The sequence below is a fragment of the Marinobacter sp. NFXS9 genome, assembly GCF_040148665.1.
Taxonomy (GTDB): Bacteria; Pseudomonadota; Gammaproteobacteria; order Pseudomonadales; family Oleiphilaceae; genus Marinobacter_A; species Marinobacter_A mangrovi.
On sequence record NZ_JAGDDW010000013.1, the window covers coordinates 50,492 to 68,878 of the forward strand.

The 18,387-nt window shown below is 61.6% G+C and carries 18 protein-coding genes and 1 tRNA gene; 3 read left to right on the forward strand and 16 right to left on the reverse strand.

The genetic code is table 11. The annotated features are described in order from the left end of the window. Positions 1-131: 131 nt before the first annotated feature. The 6 genes from J3364_RS17615 to mpl form a co-directional block, all read right to left on the reverse strand. Positions 132-218: transfer RNA gene (locus tag J3364_RS17615), tRNA-Leu, on the reverse strand. Between the two features lie 208 nt (positions 219-426). Beyond that, positions 427-2,295, reverse strand: a complete 1,869-nt coding sequence (locus J3364_RS17620) for a hypothetical protein (protein ID WP_349559538.1) — start codon at positions 2,293-2,295, stop codon at positions 427-429. A 167-nt stretch (positions 2,296-2,462) separates the two neighbouring features. Continuing rightward, the gene (locus tag J3364_RS17625) at positions 2,463-3,602 is read right to left on the reverse strand and encodes an acyl-CoA dehydrogenase family protein (RefSeq protein ID WP_349559539.1); all 1,140 of its coding nucleotides are present in this window, start codon (positions 3,600-3,602) and stop codon (positions 2,463-2,465) included. A 194-nt stretch (positions 3,603-3,796) separates the two neighbouring features. Next, the gene (locus J3364_RS17630) at positions 3,797-4,561 is read right to left on the reverse strand and encodes an ATP-binding protein (RefSeq protein ID WP_123635787.1); all 765 of its coding nucleotides are present in this window, start codon (positions 4,559-4,561) and stop codon (positions 3,797-3,799) included. A gap of 23 nt (positions 4,562-4,584) precedes the next feature. Beyond that, entirely contained in the window at positions 4,585-5,268 is a 684-nt protein-coding gene (locus J3364_RS17635; protein ID WP_349559540.1) for a flavin prenyltransferase UbiX, read from the reverse strand. Continuing rightward, the gene (mpl, locus tag J3364_RS17640; protein ID WP_349559541.1) at positions 5,261-6,634 is read right to left on the reverse strand and encodes a UDP-N-acetylmuramate:L-alanyl-gamma-D-glutamyl-meso-diaminopimelate ligase; all 1,374 of its coding nucleotides are present in this window, start codon (positions 6,632-6,634) and stop codon (positions 5,261-5,263) included. Before mpl ends, J3364_RS17635 begins: the two co-directional genes overlap by 8 nt. Positions 6,635-6,846: 212 nt before the next feature. Here mpl and J3364_RS17645 point away from each other — a divergent pair, with 212 nt between their 5' ends. After that, positions 6,847-8,109: a 6-phosphofructokinase gene (locus tag J3364_RS17645; protein ID WP_123635789.1), complete on the forward strand. Its 1,263-nt coding sequence runs from the start codon at positions 6,847-6,849 to the stop codon at positions 8,107-8,109. Between the two features lie 69 nt (positions 8,110-8,178). Here J3364_RS17645 and J3364_RS17650 read toward each other — a convergent pair whose 3' ends face one another. The 3 genes from J3364_RS17650 to J3364_RS17660 all read right to left on the reverse strand — a co-directional run bounded on the left by J3364_RS17650 (position 8,179) and on the right by J3364_RS17660 (position 10,668). Continuing rightward, a complete protein-coding gene (locus J3364_RS17650) occupies positions 8,179-8,433 on the reverse strand; it encodes a GrxA family glutaredoxin (RefSeq protein ID WP_123636057.1) in 255 nt (84 codons plus the stop codon). 163 nt (positions 8,434-8,596) lie between these two features. After that, positions 8,597-9,310, reverse strand: a complete 714-nt coding sequence (locus J3364_RS17655) for a methyl-accepting chemotaxis protein (protein WP_349559542.1) — start codon at positions 9,308-9,310, stop codon at positions 8,597-8,599. 5 nt (positions 9,311-9,315) lie between these two features. Beyond that, complete coding sequence (locus tag J3364_RS17660; RefSeq protein WP_349559543.1) at positions 9,316-10,668, reverse strand: methyl-accepting chemotaxis protein; 1,353 nt, start codon at positions 10,666-10,668, stop codon at positions 9,316-9,318. A 215-nt stretch (positions 10,669-10,883) separates the two neighbouring features. On the opposite strand from J3364_RS17660, the gene J3364_RS17665 reads away from it, so the two are divergent. Further along, positions 10,884-11,306, forward strand: coding sequence for a YqaA family protein (locus J3364_RS17665; RefSeq protein WP_123636055.1), 423 nt, complete (start codon positions 10,884-10,886; stop codon positions 11,304-11,306). Between the two features lie 9 nt (positions 11,307-11,315). Here J3364_RS17665 and J3364_RS17670 read toward each other — a convergent pair whose 3' ends face one another. Next, positions 11,316-12,737 (reverse strand): ABC1 kinase family protein, encoded by a 1,422-nt coding sequence (locus J3364_RS17670; RefSeq protein ID WP_123636054.1) that lies wholly within the window; start codon positions 12,735-12,737, stop codon positions 11,316-11,318. Between the two features lie 346 nt (positions 12,738-13,083). Here J3364_RS17670 and J3364_RS17675 point away from each other — a divergent pair, with 346 nt between their 5' ends. Continuing rightward, entirely contained in the window at positions 13,084-14,142 is a 1,059-nt protein-coding gene (locus J3364_RS17675) for a GGDEF domain-containing protein (protein ID WP_349559544.1), read from the forward strand. On the opposite strand, the gene lipB is transcribed toward J3364_RS17675, so the two are convergent. The 6 genes from lipB to mltB all read right to left on the reverse strand — a co-directional run bounded on the left by lipB (position 14,127) and on the right by mltB (position 18,355). Next, positions 14,127-14,726, reverse strand: coding sequence for a lipoyl(octanoyl) transferase LipB (gene lipB / locus J3364_RS17680; protein ID WP_502882529.1), 600 nt, complete (start codon positions 14,724-14,726; stop codon positions 14,127-14,129). The two genes, J3364_RS17675 and lipB, sit on opposite strands and share 16 nt — an antisense overlap. Before the next feature lie 88 nt (positions 14,727-14,814). Beyond that, a complete protein-coding gene (locus J3364_RS17685; RefSeq protein WP_203142448.1) occupies positions 14,815-15,084 on the reverse strand; it encodes an HP0495 family protein in 270 nt (89 codons plus the stop codon). 23 nt (positions 15,085-15,107) lie between these two features. After that, entirely contained in the window at positions 15,108-16,280 is a 1,173-nt protein-coding gene (locus J3364_RS17690) for a D-alanyl-D-alanine carboxypeptidase family protein (protein ID WP_203142447.1), read from the reverse strand. A gap of 20 nt (positions 16,281-16,300) precedes the next feature. Then, entirely contained in the window at positions 16,301-16,450 is a 150-nt protein-coding gene (locus J3364_RS17695; protein WP_203142446.1) for a hypothetical protein, read from the reverse strand. A 7-nt stretch (positions 16,451-16,457) separates the two neighbouring features. Then, positions 16,458-17,321 carry a septal ring lytic transglycosylase RlpA family protein gene (locus J3364_RS17700; protein ID WP_502882530.1) on the reverse strand — a complete coding sequence of 288 codons (864 nt, stop codon included), beginning with the start codon at positions 17,319-17,321 and terminating at the stop codon, positions 16,458-16,460. Between the two features lie 41 nt (positions 17,322-17,362). Then, positions 17,363-18,355: a lytic murein transglycosylase B gene (mltB, locus tag J3364_RS17705; RefSeq protein ID WP_349559547.1), complete on the reverse strand. Its 993-nt coding sequence runs from the start codon at positions 18,353-18,355 to the stop codon at positions 17,363-17,365. Positions 18,356-18,387: the final 32 nt, after the last annotated feature.

The following is an 18,387-nucleotide window of genomic DNA, read 5'->3' on the forward strand; positions in this document are numbered from 1 at the left end:
ATACAGGAAACAAAAACAGAGGCTGCGGTTGATTGTGGCTGAAGTATAACCCCGACGGTGCGGAGATACCTAAAAACAGGGGATCGACAACATGACGGGGAAGTAAAGATACCACTTCTTGAGGGAAGAAGTGGTGCCGAGGAGAGGACTTGAACCTCCACGGGGTTGCCCCCACTAGCACCTGAAGCTAGCGCGTCTACCAATTTCGCCACCTCGGCAGATGACTTGCAGTCAGCGTTCGGTTAAACCCTTGCCGTTCCAGGCACATGATTTATCGGGCTTTCTGCTTCCAGTGAAAGGCTGTCCCTCACCAGATGGCGCGTACTTTAATCATTCGGATTTCAGCTGTCAAACATTTTTCCTGAATTTTTTTCGTCTCTCTTTTCTTCCGCGTTCCTATCACGCCAGCGCGCCGCTGGCCGAACACTATAGCGTGTCGGCCAGGTAATCGGACAGGCGGATGTACTCGTAACGCACGATGCCATAGAGCTGACTGCTCACCAGCCGGGAGTGCACCCCGCCACAGGTCCATTCGTCGTGGCCCGCCTGGTACTGGGCCAGTCGCGCCTGACGGATCAGGCCGTTCTGGTCCTCATCGACAAAGTCCTCATCCCTGACACCGTCGTAATCCCACTGCAGCAATGATCCGGTATCGATCGCCGCATCAAAGAACACCCGGCGCAGGAGCTGCTGGCGCCCGTCGCGAACGTCCCAATCCAGCTTCAGGCCGGCAACTTCGCCACTGGACGCCACGACCGCGCCGTCCATGCCCGTCGCATCGCCGACATACCGGTAGCTTTGCTGGGCGGACACCACTCGCGCCGCATCCTGATTGTCGTCTGCAATCGCGTCCAGACAGGGAACCACATCGCCTTCCAGCGTCATCGCCTGGCCAACCTGGCCGGACGTAGTGTAGGAGTAGGCCGGATCGACCGCATACCCATCGCTGACCGGCGTGACGCTTTCACCGTCCGAGGTGACCGCCCGCAGGACGCCCTGTTCGTTGTAATTCAGCTGGTAGACCCGCTGGGGCGTATCTCCCAGCTCACTGGAAGGTGCTGAGCCGTGACACGTGGTGGCTGAATAGAACGAGGCCGTGCCGCTGTCCCAGTCGAACACCAAACGTTCATTGACGTCATCGTCGTCCCAATAAGGCCGGCTGGTGTTGTAATCCAGGTAGAAGCCGTCCAGCCCCTGGGCATTGAGTTCGGCAACCCGGCCATGCACCCGGGCCAGGCGCGTGATTTCCGTCAGCGACGGGGTCATGCAGCCGTCGGCATCAATCCGCTGCAGCACGCCCGCTTCGCTGTAATAGAACGTCAGCTCGGCAGCAATGCTGGCGTTGCTTTCCAGGGCGCTGTCGCCGGAGGGCACACCCTGGTCCGGCGCGCTGACGGTCAGAGATTGCAGCAACACCGGATTGTCCAGATCCAGCGGCACCTCCGGGATGGCCACGGACGACACATCCACATTGCTGTATAGACCGCCGCTACCGACCGCGTCGTCCACAGCCCGGACCACCTCATCGGCGTAGCCGTTGTAGCTCAGGCGCATGATGCGCAGCGCTTCAGTAGAGAACGGGGCCACTTTGCCATCAGAGCTCACCAGCGCCGATTCCATATCGTCGGGGAACTGGGCCGCCAGGAAGCGGGCCATGGCCTGGGCGTAGGCATGAGCACGATCGTCACCGGCCCGGACATAGTCGCCGGACAGATTGATGCCCGACAGGCGCTGGCCGAGATCGGTGGTGACGTCCAGATCCCCCGCCACCAGGAAACGACGCGCATCCACCAGGGTGGTCAACGGCGAGACAAAACGGACACCGGGCGGCGCCGACATCATGTAGGCATCCTGCTGCACCACGTTGCCGTTGGCGGTTTCCTCTTCCGTGACGCCGGGAATAACGGTTGCTACCAGCGGGTAGTCGCGCCAGTCCAGGTCTGCGGCCTGGGCGGCATCGAGCTGCAGCGCGGAGAGGTCGAGGGTATAGACGCCTCCGGCGCCGGTGATCGCGGTGGGCTCACCGCCGGCGAGTGTGATGGTCCGTTCCGGGTTGGTGCCCACCGTCACGTCGACGCTGCCGCCGTCATACTGGTAGTCGCCATCCAGATCGAGCCAGACGCGTGCCTTGTCGAGGTAGCCGTCAATTACGCGCCCGCTGACGTCTTCCGACGCGGGTTCGTAGAGTCCGTCCGTATCGCGGCCGTCCACCGGTGAGTCCGGCAATTCGCCGTCACCACAGGCTGTGAGCAGGAGCAGGCAGGCACCGGTCAGGAGAAATCGTGAACGCGTCATGGCAGCAACCGTTGTCCTTGTTATAGCTGTCGGAGGCTCCACTGTAGGCGATGGTCGGGCGGCTATCCTTGATAGGCTTGGCAATTTGTAAATTTGGGTAACCGGCGGGCGCTATAAGAAAAGGAGAAGGCCCGGCAGGAGCAGCACCTGCCGGGCGCTGCAGGACATCAGATGGACCGGGCCACGATTTCCTTCATGATCTCGTTGGTGCCGGCATAGATCCGCTGCACCCGCGAATCCGCCCAGGCGCGGGCGATGGGGTATTCCCACATATAACCGTAGCCGCCGTGCAGCTGCACGCATTCGTCCATCACCCGGCACTGCAGGTCCGTGGTCCACTGCTTGAGCATGGCAGCGGTCGGAATGTCCAGCTTCTTATCGAGATGCAGCTCCAGGCAGCGATCCACGAAGACCCGGGCGGCGGTGATGTCCGCTTTCATTTCCGCCATCTTGAAGCGGGTGTTCTGGAAGCCAAGGATCGGCTTACCAAAGGCCTTCCGCTCTTTGACGTAGTCCCGGGTCCAGTCCCAGGCCGCTTCCGCCGCGGCCACCGCGGTCAGGGCAACTTGCAGACGTTCCGCCGGCAGCTCCTGCATCAGCTGCATGAAGCCCTGCCCTTCGTGACGGCCCAGCAGGTTGCCCACGGGCACTTTCACGTCCTGGAAGAACAGCTCTGAGGTGTCCTGGGCCTTCAACCCCACCTTCTCCAGATTCTGGCCGCGCTCGAAACCTTCCCAGGCGGTTTCCACCAGCAGCAGGCTGGTTCCCTTGGCGCCTTCCTTGGGATCGGTCTTGGCCACGACGATCACCAGATCCGCCATCTGGCCGTTGGTGATGAAGGTCTTGGACCCGTTGAGAATGTAGTGATCGTCCTCCCGGACGGCGCTGGTTTTCACCCCTTGCAGATCCGATCCGGCGCCCGGCTCGGTCATGGCGATGGCGCCGATCATTTCGCCGCTGGCCAGCTTGGGCAGGTAGGCCTGCTTCTGTTCCTCAGTGCCGTAGTTGAGGATATACGGCGCCACGATGTCCGAGTGCAACGCCCAGCCCAGGCCGGAAGTGGAGGCCCGCACGATCTCCTCCATGATCACCGCGCTGTAGCGGAAATCGGCGCCGACGCCGCCGTATTCCTCGGGCAGGCACGGACACAAAAAGCCCAGCTCACCGGCCTTGCGCCAGATGTCCCGGCTGACCTGACCGTCCTTTTCCCATTGAGCGTGATGTGGCACGGCTTCCTGCTGAAGGAATTTGCGGACGGAATCCCGGAAGCCTTCGAGATCGGCGTCAAACAGGGTGCGTGGAATCATGATAAACCTCTGCGTTTTTGTTCCGGGCGCCGTCTGCTGAACGTCAGCGGCGCCTCAAGCGTGTGGTGTCAGAGGTTTTCAGTCTCCGGCGGCGGGCCCGGAGCCACAATGGTGAAAAACATCAATCCGCTTGGCTAAAACGACCGCGGCGCCCGAAGGCGCCGCAGCAAAGACAACAGGGTGAGCCGACCGGGTCAGCCGAAGTAATCCGAGTAGGCGTTGTAGAAATGCTGCGCGGCCCGGCCGCTGCGACCGCCCTTGCCCAGAGCAAACCGGATCGCCAGCTTGTGCAGCTCGCCCCGATCCTCCACCTGCGGGAAGAGTGCATCCACCAGGTGCAGGTACGCGTCCTGGTTGAACGGGTAGAACGACAGCCAGAGACCGAATCGGTCGGACAGGGAAACCTGCTCCTCGATCGCTTCCCCCGGATGCAGCTCGCCGTCGACCACCTGGGCCTGCTGGTTATCCGCCATGTATTCCGGCATCAGGTGGCGGCGATTGGAGGTGGCGTAGACCTTGATGTTCTCCGGCGGGCTCTCGATGGAGCCTTCCATCACGCTCTTCAGGGCCTTGTAGGTGCCCTCGCCCCGCTCGAACGACAGGTCGTCGGAAAAAATGATGAAACGGTAATCCAGGTCGCGCAGGTCATCGACGATTTCCGGCAGGTACAGCAGGTCGTCCCGATCCACTTCCACGATTCGCAACCCCTGGTCGAAGTAGGTGTTGAGGATCGCCTTGATCAGCGACGACTTGCCCGTCCCCCGTGCGCCCCACAGCAATGCGTTGTTGGACGGCTGCCCGCGCAGGAAGCGTTCGGTATTGGTAACCAGCTTCTGCTTTTGCGGTTCCACTTCCAGCAATTGGTCAAGGCGCACCGGATCGATCTGCTTCACGGGACGCAGCGCGTTACGATGACGACGCCAGATGGCGGCGGGGGTTGTCTGCCAGTCTATGCTCATGACATGTGGTTCCTGCTGATGACTCAATCCGTCTTTGGCTTCGATTGACCGGCCAGCTTCCGGGACACGCGCTCCGCGCCCCAGCGGGGCATCAGGTCTTGCGGCAGATCGAGGTGATCGAGAATGCGCGCGACGATGAAGTCCACCATATCCGCCACGGATTCCGGATGATGGTAAAAGCCGGGGCTCGCCGGCATGATCACCGCGCCCATGCGCGTCAGCCGCAGCATGTTGTCCAGATGAACCTCGGAATACGGGGCTTCACGCGGTACCAGGATCAACGGGCGCCGCTCCTTGAGCGCCACGTCGCCGGCCCGTTCGATCAGGTTGTTACTGGCGCCGGTGGCCAGAGCCGATAGAGTGCCGGTACTGCACGGGCAGATCACCAGCGGCGCTCGGCTGCCGGACCCGGAGGCCGGCGGCGCAAACCAGTCCTCACGGCCGAAGACCAGCAACTGGTCCGGCTCGGCACCGTAGTGCTTGGAGAGAAACGCCTGCATGGCGTCCGGACTGCCCGGCAGCGACAGGTCAGTCTCGGTTGCGACAACCACCTGGGCCGCCTTGCTGATCATGAAATGCACGCGACAGCCCGCCGCCAACAGGCACTGCAACAGACGCAGGCCATAAGGCGCACCGGAAGCGCCAGTCAGGGCCAGATTAACAGTGGGTCGATCCACCGGGGAATGCGTGGGCTTGCCTTCAGTCAACAGTCTGCTCCAGTTTTGCGATCAGCTTGCCGTGAATACCGCCAAAGCCGCCGTTGCTCATCACCACGATGTGACAGGGGACCGGCAGGTCCTCCAGCACCTGGCCAATCAGTCCTTCGACGGTAGTCGCCGTGCTGTGCCGGGGATCGTCCGCCGGCACCAGCGACTTCAGCCAGTCCATGTCACTGAGGTTAGCCCAGATCACCCGATCCGCCTGCTCGCTGCTGGGCAGCAGGGTCTCGCGATGGACGCCCTGCTGCATGGTGTTCGAACGCGGCTCGATCAGCGCAATGATGGGCTCGTCCCCCACTTTCTTGCGCAGGCCGTCGAGCGTGGTCGCGATGGCGGTGGGATGGTGGGCAAAATCGTCATAAACCCGAACCCCCTTGACGTCCGCCAGCAATTCCATACGCCGCTTGACGCCGGAAAAGCGGTTCAGCGCGGCAATGGCATGGTCCGGCGTAACGCCGACGTGGCGCGCCGCCGCGATGGCCGCCAGTGCATTACGGACATTGTGCAGACCGGTCTGCTGCCAGCTCACGGTGGCCACCGGCTGTTCGTGATGGACCACCATGAACCGACTGCCATCGTCCACCAGCAGTTCGGCGCGCCAGTTGGCCTGTTCCACTTCGCCGGCCACGGAGGTCGTCTGGACGCTGCTCCAACAGCCCAGGTCCAGCGCCGCGTCCAGGTGCGTATCGCGCGCGGGCCGCACGATCAGCCCGTTGGACGGCACGGTGCGGACCAGGTGATGGAACTGGCGCTCGATGGCCTCGACGTTGTCGAAGATGTCCGCGTGATCGAATTCCAGGTTGTTAAGAATCAGCGTGCGCGGGCGGTAATGGATGAACTTGGAACGCTTGTCGAAAAAGGCGCTGTCGTATTCGTCCGCCTCGATCACGAAGAAATCGCTGCTGCCCAGCCGGGCGGAGACGCTGAAATCCTTGGGCACGCCGCCCACCAGGTAGCCGGGATCGAAGCCGGCCTGCTCCAGAATCCAGAGCAGCATGGACGTGGTTGTGGTTTTGCCATGGGTGCCCGCAACGGCCAGCACCCAGCGTTTGCGCAGGACTTCCCGGGTCAGCCACTCGGGGCCGGACATATAGTCGACACCCCGATTGAGCACCGCTTCCACTTCCGGATTGCCGCGGGACATGGCATTGCCGATCAGCACCAGATCCGGTGCGGGCTTGAGGTGGTCGGCGGAATAGCCCTCCATCAACCCGATGCCCTGGGCTTCGAGCTGGGTGCTCATGGGCGGATAAACGCCCTGGTCGGAGCCGGTCACCGTGTGCCCGGCCTCCCGGGCAAGCACCGCGAGACTGCCCATAAACGTCCCGCAGATACCGAGGATGTGGATATGCATGGTTGTCCTGTTTCTGTTCAGCCGCAGGCGGCCATTGAATCAAAGACTGAAGCGTCCTGTATCGCTGCTGCGGCGTCAAGCCGGGGCGAACCGAAAATGGTTGACGCGGGCCGATTCGGGGTTGCCGGATCCTACAAGACCGTCATGAAATGTACCCGAGATTAACGTATCATTCGCGCGAAGTGACCAATCTGCAGGAGGCGCCAGCAACCATGGCCATCAAGAACGCGTTCTACGCCCAGTCTGGCGGTGTCACCGCCGTGATCAACGCCAGTGCCTGTGGTGTGATCGAGACTGCCCGCAAGCACCCGGAAGCGATCGGCACGGTCTACGCCGGCCGCAACGGGATCATCGGGGCGCTCAGGGAAGAACTGATCGATACCAACGAGGAAAGTGACGAAGCGATTGCGGCGCTGATGCACACGCCGGGCGGCGCCTTTGGTTCCTGTCGCTATAAGCTGAAGAACTTCACCGAGAACAAGCGTGAGTACGAACGCCTGATCGAAGTGTTCCAGGCCCACAACATCGGCTACTTCTTCTATAACGGCGGTGGCGACTCCCAGGACACCGCGTTCAAGGTCTCCCAGCTGGCCGAGCGTATGGGTTACCCGATTACCTGCATCGGTGTCCCCAAGACCGTCGATAACGACCTGCCGTTTACCGACTGCTGCCCGGGCTTTGGTTCGGTGGCCAAGTACATTGCCACCTCCACCCTCGAAGCCAGCCTGGACATCAAGTCCATGTGCGAATCGTCCACCAAGGTCTTCATCCTCGAAGTGATGGGCCGGCACGCAGGCTGGATTGCGGCCGCCGGTGGTCTTGCCGGCCAGGGTGAAGGCGATCCGCCCCACATCATCCTGTTCCCGGAAATCCCGTTCGACCGGGACGCCTTCCTCAAGCGTGTCGAATACAGCGTCGAGAACTACGGCTACTGCGTGGTCGTCGCGTCCGAAGGCGCCCAATATGAAGACGGTCGCTTCCTTGCCGATGCGGGCAGTAAAGATGCCTTCGGCCACACCCAGCTGGGTGGCGTTGCCCCGGCACTGGCCAACATGACCAAGCAGGCCCTGGGCTACAAGTACCACTGGGCCGTGGCCGATTACCTGCAGCGCGCCGCACGCCACATCGCTTCGGCCACTGACGTGGAGCAGGCCTACGCCGTGGGCAAGGCCGCCGTGGAAATGGCCGTGGCCGGCAAGCAGGCCCTGATGCCGACCATCGTGCGTGAGCAGTCTTCCCCCTATCGCTGGCACATCGGCGAAGCGCCACTGAGCGAAGTAGCGAACCAGGAAAAGAAGATGCCGATCCACTTCATCACCGACGACGGCTTCGGCATCACCCAGGATTGCCGCGAGTACCTGTCGCCGCTGATCAACGGCGAGGCTTTCCCGCCGTTCGAAAACGGTCTGCCCAAGGTTGCCAAGTTGCAGAAGGTGCTGGCCGAAAAGAAACTGCGGACGGCTTTCGACATCTGATCGACGTTCCGGTACGCATAAAAAAGGCGCCCTCATCGGGCGCCTTTTTTGGTTCTGCCGGCTGACAACTCAGGCCAGTGAAGAAGCCTCCCGCTGCTGCACGTAGGTGGCAAATTCGGTGAAGCCACCGACGTGCTTGTCGCCGACAAAGATCTGCGGCACGGTATAGACCGGCTCGTTGATCATTTTTTCGATGTCCGCTTTGCTCATCCCTTCGGCAATCATATCCACAAACTGATAATCAAAACCTTTGATTTCACACAGTTGGCGGGCACGGACGCAAAAACCGCAACTCATGCGGCCATAGATGGTCACGCGATCCATCTTCGACCTCCTCGGATTCAATGGGGCTCAGCTTGCCAGACGGCCGCGTCTTTTCCCATTTGGTGCTTTGAATGATCGTCATAGGCTCTGCGTATGCGGCCAGGTGGCGGCATCAGAGCCGACAGCGCACTGTCGGCTCTGATACCGCCCTACCCGGTCCGGTTCAGGTCCGCAGGCGGTTAAGCTGTTCTTCCAGCGATATCACCTGCTCACCCAACTCTTCACCGTTACCGCGAACCCGCTGAGACAGTTCGCGCAGGTCGCTGGCGGCATCGCCGATGTTGGTCAGGTTGCGGTTGATCTCCTCGCTGACCGAACTTTGCTCTTCGGCCGCCGTGGCCACCTGGGTGACGTGCTCGACGATGGTGGCGATACGCTGCACCACCTCGGCCAGTGACTGATCCGCCTCGCGGGTCCGTTCAACCGCGTTGGTGGCCCGGTCGACGCCGCCGCGAATGACCGTCACGGTCTGCTGGACCTCACCCTGCAGCCCTTCGATCATCTCGCTGATCTCGTCGGTGGACTCACGTGTCCGCGACGCCAGCGTGCGCACCTCATCGGCCACCACAGCAAAGCCCCGACCCTGCTCACCGGCCCGTGCGGCTTCAATCGCTGCGTTCAGCGCCAGCAGGTTGGTCTGCTCGGCAATGCCGCGGATGACTTCCAGGATACGGTTGATATCGTCGCTGCGGTTGGCGACCTGACCGATGGCTCCGCTGGCCTCTTCCATATCGGCGGCCAGTTCCTGCACGCCGTTGACGGCGGTGGTCAGGGTCGACTGGGTGCTCACGACCCCGTCGCTGGCTTCCCGGGCATTGCCCGCGGCGTCGCTGGCAAACGTGGCGACTTCACTGGCAGCGGCCGACATCTCGTTCATGGCGGTCACGACGCTGTCGATCTCGCCATGCTGACGCGGCCATTGATCGACTTGAGGTCGTTGATCATGTCCCGCAATTTCGCCAGGAACGCGTTGAAGCCGTCCGCCAACGCAATCAGCTCGGCGTGGGTATCGATCTCCAGCTCCTGGGTCAGATCGCCCTCGGCGCTGGCCAGATTGGCCATGCGGTCACGGATGCGATCCAGCGGCCGGGTCACACTGCGAACCAGCACCACCAGCAGCAACAGGGAAACAATCGACACGATGATGCCCGCCGTCAACTGACGCCCTGCCGTGGCGTCGACTTCCTCGCCCAGGACATCCTCAACCTTGCTCAAGTCGGCCAGCGCAACATCCCGAGGCAGTTCGATGATCATCGACCAGGTCGTGTCGGAAGCCTTGATGTGGATCGGATACGCCACCGCGATGTCTTCGCCGTTATCAAAGACGTCGTTGTCACCGTCCTTGTCCAGCTTGCGATAAGCCGCCGCCCGATCCGGCAGGGCTTCCTTGAGCGGCCGCCCAAGGAACTTGTCGTAATGGCTGGTGCCGGCAATCAGGCCCATCTCGCTGACCAGGGTCACGCGGCCGGCGCCGTCGTACAGGTTCTGACTGACCTGCTTGAGCGTCTTCTGGATGGTGGACAGATTGATGTCGGCACCGACGACCCCGCCGAACTTGCCATCCTTGAATATCGGCATCACCAGGCTGGTCATCAGCTCGGAATAACCGTCACTGATCTCGTAGTTGTAGGGCTCCATGGTGCAGGGCTTGAGCGTTTCCTTGGAGCACAGGTACCACTCGGCTTCGCGGATGCCGAATTCGTTCTTGGTGGTATCGTACTTGGTCGACGGATCCGCTGTGCGACTGAAGTGGATCTTGCCGTCCTGGTCCCGGTAGTAGTAGATCTCCAGCGTGCCTTCATCACTGCTGTGATCTTCCACGCCCCCGGTGAAGTAGCGGTCCTGGCCGTCGTAGGCATCAGGTTCGAACTGGGCGTAAATGGAGCTGAGTTCCGGCTGGCCCTTGAGGATCGCGCCGGCGGTTTCCATCAGGTCACGGCGGCTCATGCGCGCAGAATCGGAGCCTTCGACGTTGCGGTGAATCACCTCGCGGAACGTTTCCGGGATCTTGTAGGCGCGGTTGAAGATACTGGCCACCAGCTCACCATACTGGCCGGCCGTGGCACGCAGGCGCTCGACAACAATGTTCTGCACCAGTTCGCCGGTGTCATCGGAAATGCGCGACTCCATGCTGGAGAGCGATACCTGGGCGGTTATGATCATGCTCAGGCCCATAATGAGCAGCAGCACAATGACCAGCGCGTAGAGTTTGACTTTCAGAGACAGCTTTTTCATGACACTCCCGGGTCACAGAGTGAGGCAGCACCACCCGGTCCGGTAGGGGCACCGCAGATCTTCGTATACGTCGTACGCCATCACGCCCAGCTCCCTTGTCTCAGACTTTGTGCGGCTGACAAGATAAGCTATCGGCCTGACGGACGATTTCTTGATAACGATAGTGATCGACCGGTAAACCCACCACTACACTGTGTAATCAGACGGGAGTCGATTTGGCATACCTGTCCCTGTTTTTTACGGCCTTTGCCGCAGCCACTCTGTTGCCGGCCTACTCCGAGGTTCTGCTCGGCGGGTTGGTGACGCAGGGCTACTCGCTGTGGGGCTTATGGCTGTTCGCCACGCTGGGCAACACCCTGGGGTCGGTGTTGAACGGATGGATCGGACGGCAGGTGGAGCGTTTTCGCCACAAGCGCTGGTTTCCGGTCAGTGAAAAACAGCTGCAACAGGCCCAGAACCGGTTTAACCGGTTCGGCCAGTGGTCGCTGCTGATGGCGTGGCTGCCCATCGGCGGTGACGCGCTGACGCTGATCGGCGGCATCATGCGCGTCCCCTGGCTCAATTTCATCGTGCTGGTTGCCATCGGCAAGGGCCTTCGCTACGCCCTGGTGCTGTGGCTGGTGCTGGAAGCGACCTGACTTCCGGGGTCAGTCGCCGGCGTCCCGGGCGGCCGCCTCTTCGCTGTCGTACAGATAGTCCTGCAACAGATCCTCGCCGTTAAACTCCGACCGCAGCACCGCAATGAAGGTGTAGACACCGATCAGCTTGCGGTTGAGGAAGACGAATTCCTTGGGCGGAATCCGGAAATAGCGGCTGATGGCCGAACGCGCCGCCTGACGGGCCACCCGCGACGGCAGGTCACTCTGCTTCCAGCGGTACTGGCCCTGCTCGTTGACCGCGAATTCGGGCCACTCGCCGTTGGCCGGGGCCAGCGGTTCCAACACCGACATACAGACTTCGCCGAACCGGCGCAGCACGTCCTCGGGCCAGCTCTCGCTCATGAAATGAAGCTTGGTCCCGCCTTCGATGACCCGCTCAAGATCCTGCTCATAGGACGCCCGGATCATGTCCCGAACCGGCTCGAGGAAGCTGTCCGGGTATTGTTGCACGGCTCCAAAGTCCAGCAGCACGATCTGGTCGCTCTCAGTGCCGGCTTCCTCGGCAATGCGGATGCGGTAGTTGCCGAAGTTGGGGTCGGTCTGGATCTCGCCCCATTCAAACAGCTCACGGAAGAACAGTTCCAACGCGGCACGGCCCAGCGCACTCCGACGCTCGAGCGACAGCGAAGCCACCTTGTCCGAGCTGACCGGCCAGCCGGGCTCGAAAGTGGACGCCATCACATGGCGGGTGGAATACTCCGGCAGGACCCGGGGCACCACGAAACGGTCATCGCCTTCGAGCATCTTGCGGAAATGCTCGGTGGTCCGGGCTTCCAGCGCATAGTCCACTTCCCGATGCATCATGGTGCGGACTTCTTCGAGCCACTCGTTGAATTCGGGACCCATGGACACAAAGCGTCCGACTTTCAGGATCTGCGCCACCGCATTCAGGTCACTGTCCACCGCCGTGTCGACGCCCGGATACTGGACCTTGAGCACGATCTCCAGACCGTCGCTGCGGCGTACCGCACGATGGACCTGCCCCAGCGAGGCCGACCCAATCGGTTCCGGATCCACGTCCAGCTGGGCCAGGCGCTCGCTACCCAACTCCTTGGCCAACACCTTCTCGACGGAAGGCCAGGCCAGTGATGTAGTCTGGTCTTCCAGGGTGTGCAATGCTTCGGTCACTTCGGCCGGCAGGAAATGCTCGCCGTAGAGCGCCATGACCTGACCGATCTTCACCACGCTGCCCTTGAGTTTGCCGAGTTCATCCACCAGGAACCGGGCCTGGCTTGAGAGCATCTGGCGGTGGCGCTCTTCACGCTTTTCGCGGCTGCTGAACAGGTTGGTGGCCATGTGCGTGGCCATGCGGGTACCGGCGAACAGACCGGCCCGGGTCAGACTGAGCCGGCGCTCGAAGCTGCCGGTCTTGATGCGGGAAACGGATTTGCGCGTTTTTTTGGAAGTCATCAAGGGATCCAGAAGCTGGTGAATGCTGCAGCCCGACGGCCGAATGGTCGGCTTCCGGGCGCTCTTCGAAAGTGGGTCCTACCGATTATACGTGAGCCCGACCCGTCTCTGGTCACCGACCTGCCGCGCCAGCCCGGTTTCCGGAGCCAATGGATTCCCTGCAGCTTTGCCGTGTAGTGATCACTGATTAACCAGCACAGGCGACTATGCGACGCCGCAAACGTCATGTTTACGTTTTAAAACAGAGCGCTACTGCATTTGGCGCTATGCTCGTATCGATTAAACAATAAATATAACGCTAACAATGATGCCCGATTCATCCAAGTCTTATTGGCCGTCAGCCCCTGTGCCCGACCACACCCGGGGCGAAATACCGGTTCCCCGGCTGATCAACTGGCTCAGCGTGGGAGCCTTGCCGGTCCTGGTTTTCTTTGCCTACCGGGCCGCTGGACGTGGCGACACCCTGGTGATGGCTACGCTGGCCACGGTGGGCGTGATGCTGATGCTTAACGCTCTGGTGTACCTGACGCTGCGGCACCAGATCCTGCACCGGCGGACGTTCATCGTCATCATTGCGGCCCTGTTCATTTATGTGGCGACCGCCGCGCTGGAGGACGGCTCCGCGATCATCTGGCTGTTCGCCTATCCGCCAATCATTTTCTACATCAGCACGCCCCGGGTCGGCGTCCTGACCTGCGCTTTTGGCCTGACAGCCCTGGTAGGCCTGTTTTCGCCGATGGGAGACCATCTGTTCAACACGCCCTACAGCAACAGCTTCCGGCTGATGATGATCAACGTGCTCGCGTTCGAAATGATCTCCTGCTATGTCCTGGACCTGAGCCGGCGGCGCAGCAAGGCCAGCCTCCTCACCCTGGCCGGCGAGTACGAGTACGCGGCCAAGCACGACACCATGACCGGCCTGACCAACCGTCGCGAAGGCCTGATCCGCCTGGAAGGCGAGTACCAGCGCTACCTTCGCAACCGCCAGTCGTTTTCGGTGATCCTGCTGGATATCGATCTGTTCAAGGGAGTCAACGATCACTACGGCCACCAGACGGGCGACGAGCTGATCATCAAGGTGGCGGACAAACTGAAGGAAGGGTGCCGCCGGATCGACATTGTGTCGCGCTGGGGCGGTGAGGAATTTCTGGCGATCCTGCCGGAGACCGGAGTGGAGGAAGCCATCCGGATTGCCGAGCGGATCCGCCAGTCAATTGCAGCGGCTCCCGCCACCTATGACGGCCAGATTGTTCGGACGACGATCAGCGCGGGAGTGGCCAGTATTCACGGCGCCGAATCCCCCAGCCGACTGTTGCAGCGGGCGGACGAAGCCCTCTACACCGCCAAGGCGACGGGGCGCAATCGGGTCTGTTGCGGGGAAGTCCCCAATCAGGATACGGCCTGAACGACGGGCAATCCGGTCTCGAACCGGACCCGGCCCAGATCCAGTCGCTCCACCAGGCGAGCCACCAGCGCCTGCTGGACGCCATCGAACGTCGCCTGGGGGGCGTGATCAATCACTTGGGTCATGGCCATGCCCGTCAGGCCACAGGGATTGATGCGCCGGAACGGCTCCAGATCCATATCGACGTTCAGCGCCAGTCCGTGGAAAGAACACCCCCGACGGATACGCAGGCCCAGTGAGGCGATCTTGGTGCCCTGGGTGTAGACACCCGGCGCATCGGCGCGCGGAGCCGCATCAACGCCCAGGTCCGCCAGGATCGCAACGATGCTGTCTTCAATACCACTGACCAGTTCACGCACACCAAAATGGGCCCGGTGCAGGTCGATCATCAGGTACACCACTAGCTGGCCGGGACCGTGATAGGTCACCTGGCCGCCCCGGTCCACCTGGACCACCGGAATATCCCCCGGCGCCAGCACATGCTCGGCCTTGCCGGCCTGCCCCTGGGTGAAGACCTTGGGATGCTGCAGGCACCAGAGCTCGTCCGCGGTCTCGGGCGTGCGCGCGGCAGTGAAGCTCTTCATCGCCTCCCAGGTCTCCAGGTAGGGCTGGAGACCCAGGTGGCGAACGATGACGGAACGGTCAGATGTCTCGGACACGACAGGTTACCGGCTAGAGGACCATGTGAACGCGGCCGCTGGCTTTGAGCTCCTCGAACAGGGCCTTGAGCTGCGGTTCGCCGGTAGCCACGATCTTGATCTGCACGGAGCTGAAACGCCCCTGGCGGCTGTCGTTGATCGTGATGTCGGTTTCATCGATGCCCGGCGCATGGCGCTCCACCACTTCCACGACAAAATCGCGAAAGTCCGGCGCGGCCGTGCCGATCACCTTGATGACGTAATCGCACGGAAATTCAATTTTGGGCGGCTGCGGTTCACTCATGCTGCTTTCCTCACTGTCGCCAATCAGCTGAACAACTGCACGAAGAACAGTTTGATCGCATCCCAGATGCGTTTAAAGAACCCGCCTTCGTCCACCGCTTCCAGTGCCACCACCGGGCGCTTGACCACTTCCTGGCCGTTCAGCGTCACCCGCACCTGACCCAGTTCCTGGCCAGCCTTCACCGGCGCCTTGATCACGCTGTCGATGTCCATGACCGACTCCAGCGAATCCTTGGTACCGCGCGGGATGGTGACGACGGCGTCGTTGGCCAGGCCCACCTGGACCGATTCTTTCTTGCCACCCCAGACGGTAGCGTCCTTCAGCGGTTGGCCGGCTTTAAACAGGGAATGGGTCTCGTAATAGCGGAAACCATAGCTCAGCAGTTTCTGCACTTCCTGGGCCCGGGCATTCTCGCTCTTGGTGCCCATGACCACACCGATCAGCCGCATGTCGTCGCGCTTGGCCGAAGCCACGAGACAGAAGCCGGCGGCATCCGTGTGACCGGTCTTCAGGCCATCCACGGACGGGTCGCGCCACAGCAACGAGTTGCGGTTGGGCTGACGGATATCGTTGTAGGTGAAGTATTTCTGGGAATAGATCGGGTAGTTGTCCGGGTAATCGTTGATGATCGCCCGCGCCAGCAGTGCCAGGTCGTGCGCCGTTGAATAGTGTTCCTCATGGGGCAGGCCGGTAGCATTCATGAAGTGGGTGTTCTTCATGCCCAGGATCTGCGCCTGCTGGTTCATGATGTCGGCAAACGCGCCCTCACTGCCGGCCACGTACTCGGCCAGCGCCACACTGGCGTCGTTACCGGACTGGATGATCATACCGTGCAGCAGATTCTCGACGGTCACGTTGGACCCTTCCTTGACGAACATCCGCGAACCACCGGTGCGCCAGGCATGCACGCTGATGGGCACCTCGTCGGACATGGCAATACGGTCCTCGGACAGCTCACGCTCGACGATGTAGGCCGTCATCATCTTGGTCAGACTGGCTGGCGGCAGGCGTTCGTCGCTGTTGCCCTGCATGATGATGTGGCCACTGGCCGCGTCCATCAGCACGTAGGAGCTGGCCGCAATCTGCGGCGGCGACGGGATCAGGGACGGCTGGGACTGGGCAGCGGCCACCGAGACCCAGGTGAACAGGATGATCAGCGCGCGGAAAAATGTTTGGAATACCGTATTCTTAGCCATGGATTCATTCAGCAGTTACATCAGTTGACGATACCCGGTCGGGCATCACGGGATTCGGAAGTGCCATCCGCCTGTACAGCAACAACCGGCCTCAAACCGGTGAACCAGGCGTCTGCTTCCGGGCCATGCATCGCACTGACGGTGGCAATGCCACCTTCAGCCGCCGGCACGGGCCCACTATAGAGGATCGGTCACCACGATTGGGCGCCCCAGCCCCCCCTGTTCAATCAGTTTACTTTCCTGCTCGGCCTGTCCGCGCTGCGCGAACGGGCCAACCTGCACCCGATGATAGCTGCCGGCTGCATACACACGCACCGGCGCGTTGGTCACGTTCCGCAGGCGCTGCGAGAGCTGTTCGGCCGACTCCACCTGCGTAAACGAGGCCACCTGGACGAAAATGCCCTCTTTCTCACTGGAGGTCGCCGGTGCCGACTCCCGCGAGGGTGCGGCCTCTCCGGCCACCGACATACTACCATCCGGCGTTACCGTTATCGCGGCCACTTCCACATGGGCGGTGCCGCGTTTCTGGTAGCCCAGCTTCTTGGCCGCCGCGTAGGACAGGTCGATAATACGCGTGCTGTGGAACGGCCCCCGGTCGTTCACCCGAACAATGACGCTGCGGCCATTATCCAGGTTGGTCACCCGGGCGTAGCTGGGCAACGGCAGACTCTTGTGGGCCGCCGTCATCTTGTACATGTCGAACGTCTCGCCGTTGGACGTCTTGTGGCCGTGGAACTTCTCGCCGTACCAGCTCGCCGTGCCCCGTTCCACGTAGTCGCTGGCGTCCGCCAGCACTGTGTAGCGCTTGCCCCAGACCGTGTAGGGCGATTTATTGCCGTAGCGGCTGGGCTTCTCGTATCGGGGCGTGGCGCTCTTCAGGCCACTGACGTCATAGTCTTCCGACGGCGCCCGATCCTGGCTGATACTGTACCGCGACGACGAGGAACCGGCTGACGACGACGTCTCGGGACTCGAAGCACACCCGGCCAGCAGACCGGTGGCCACAGCCATCAGAAGGGCAAACCCTGACTTCATGTTTATCGGATTCATGCGCCGTTCCGCCATCGTCCAGAAAGACACCACTAACCTCTCGCCTTGTCCGGGGTCTGTGCCAACGCCTGCGACAGGGCCAGAACGGCCATCGCATACAGCTGACTGTGATTGTAGCGGGTGATGACGTAAAAGTTGGGATACGTCAGCCAATCTTCTTGACCTTCCTCAGCCTGCAACCGCATCAGGCGTGCCCGGGTTTCCGCCGACACGCCGGCTTTCGGCACGATACCCGCTGCCTGATAGTCCGCCACCGTCAGTTTCGGAGCCAGACCGCCAGTAAACAATGCCTGCGGATAATCCGCCCCTGCCACCTGTTCCGCCACCGGAGCACCGGCCTGCCACCCGTGGCGGGCAAAATAGTTGGCCACGCTGCCGATGGCATCGACCGGGTTATTGACGATGTCGGCGCGTCCATCGTGATCGAAATCGATGGCAAAATCCCGGTAGCTGCTGGGAATGAACTGGCCAAACCCCATGGCTCCGGCATACGAACCCTTTAGGACTGTCGGATCCAGTCCCTGTTCCCGGGCCATCAGAAAAAATTCACCCAGTTGCTTGCGGAAAAACGCCGAACGGGGCGGATAATCGAACGTCAGCGTTGAAAGCGCATCCAGCACCCGATAGTTGCCCGCGTACTCGCCGTACTGGGTTTCCACCCCGATGATGGCCGCCACGATGTAGCGCGACACCCCCAGCTGCTGTTCTGCCCGCGCAAACGTCTCCGCGTGGGCCCGCAGGAACGCTTTCCCTTTCTCGATCCGCGCTGGCTTGATGAAGATGCGCCGGTATTCGGCCCACTCCAGCGTGTGTTCCGCCGGATGACTGATGGCTTCGAGAATCGATGACTGGCGCTGGGCGCCGGACAGCCAGATTTCCAGCTTACTCCGGTCGAAGCCGTGCTGACGCACCATCTCATCGACGAACGCCTGCCCGTCCGGGGTTTCCACATAGCCGGCGTTCGCCGTCGGAGCCGCCAGGGCAGCCAACAGCACCAGTGCAATGCCAGAAATACGCGATGGCATGATCATCCCCGACTTATTCTTGTGTAAACAAA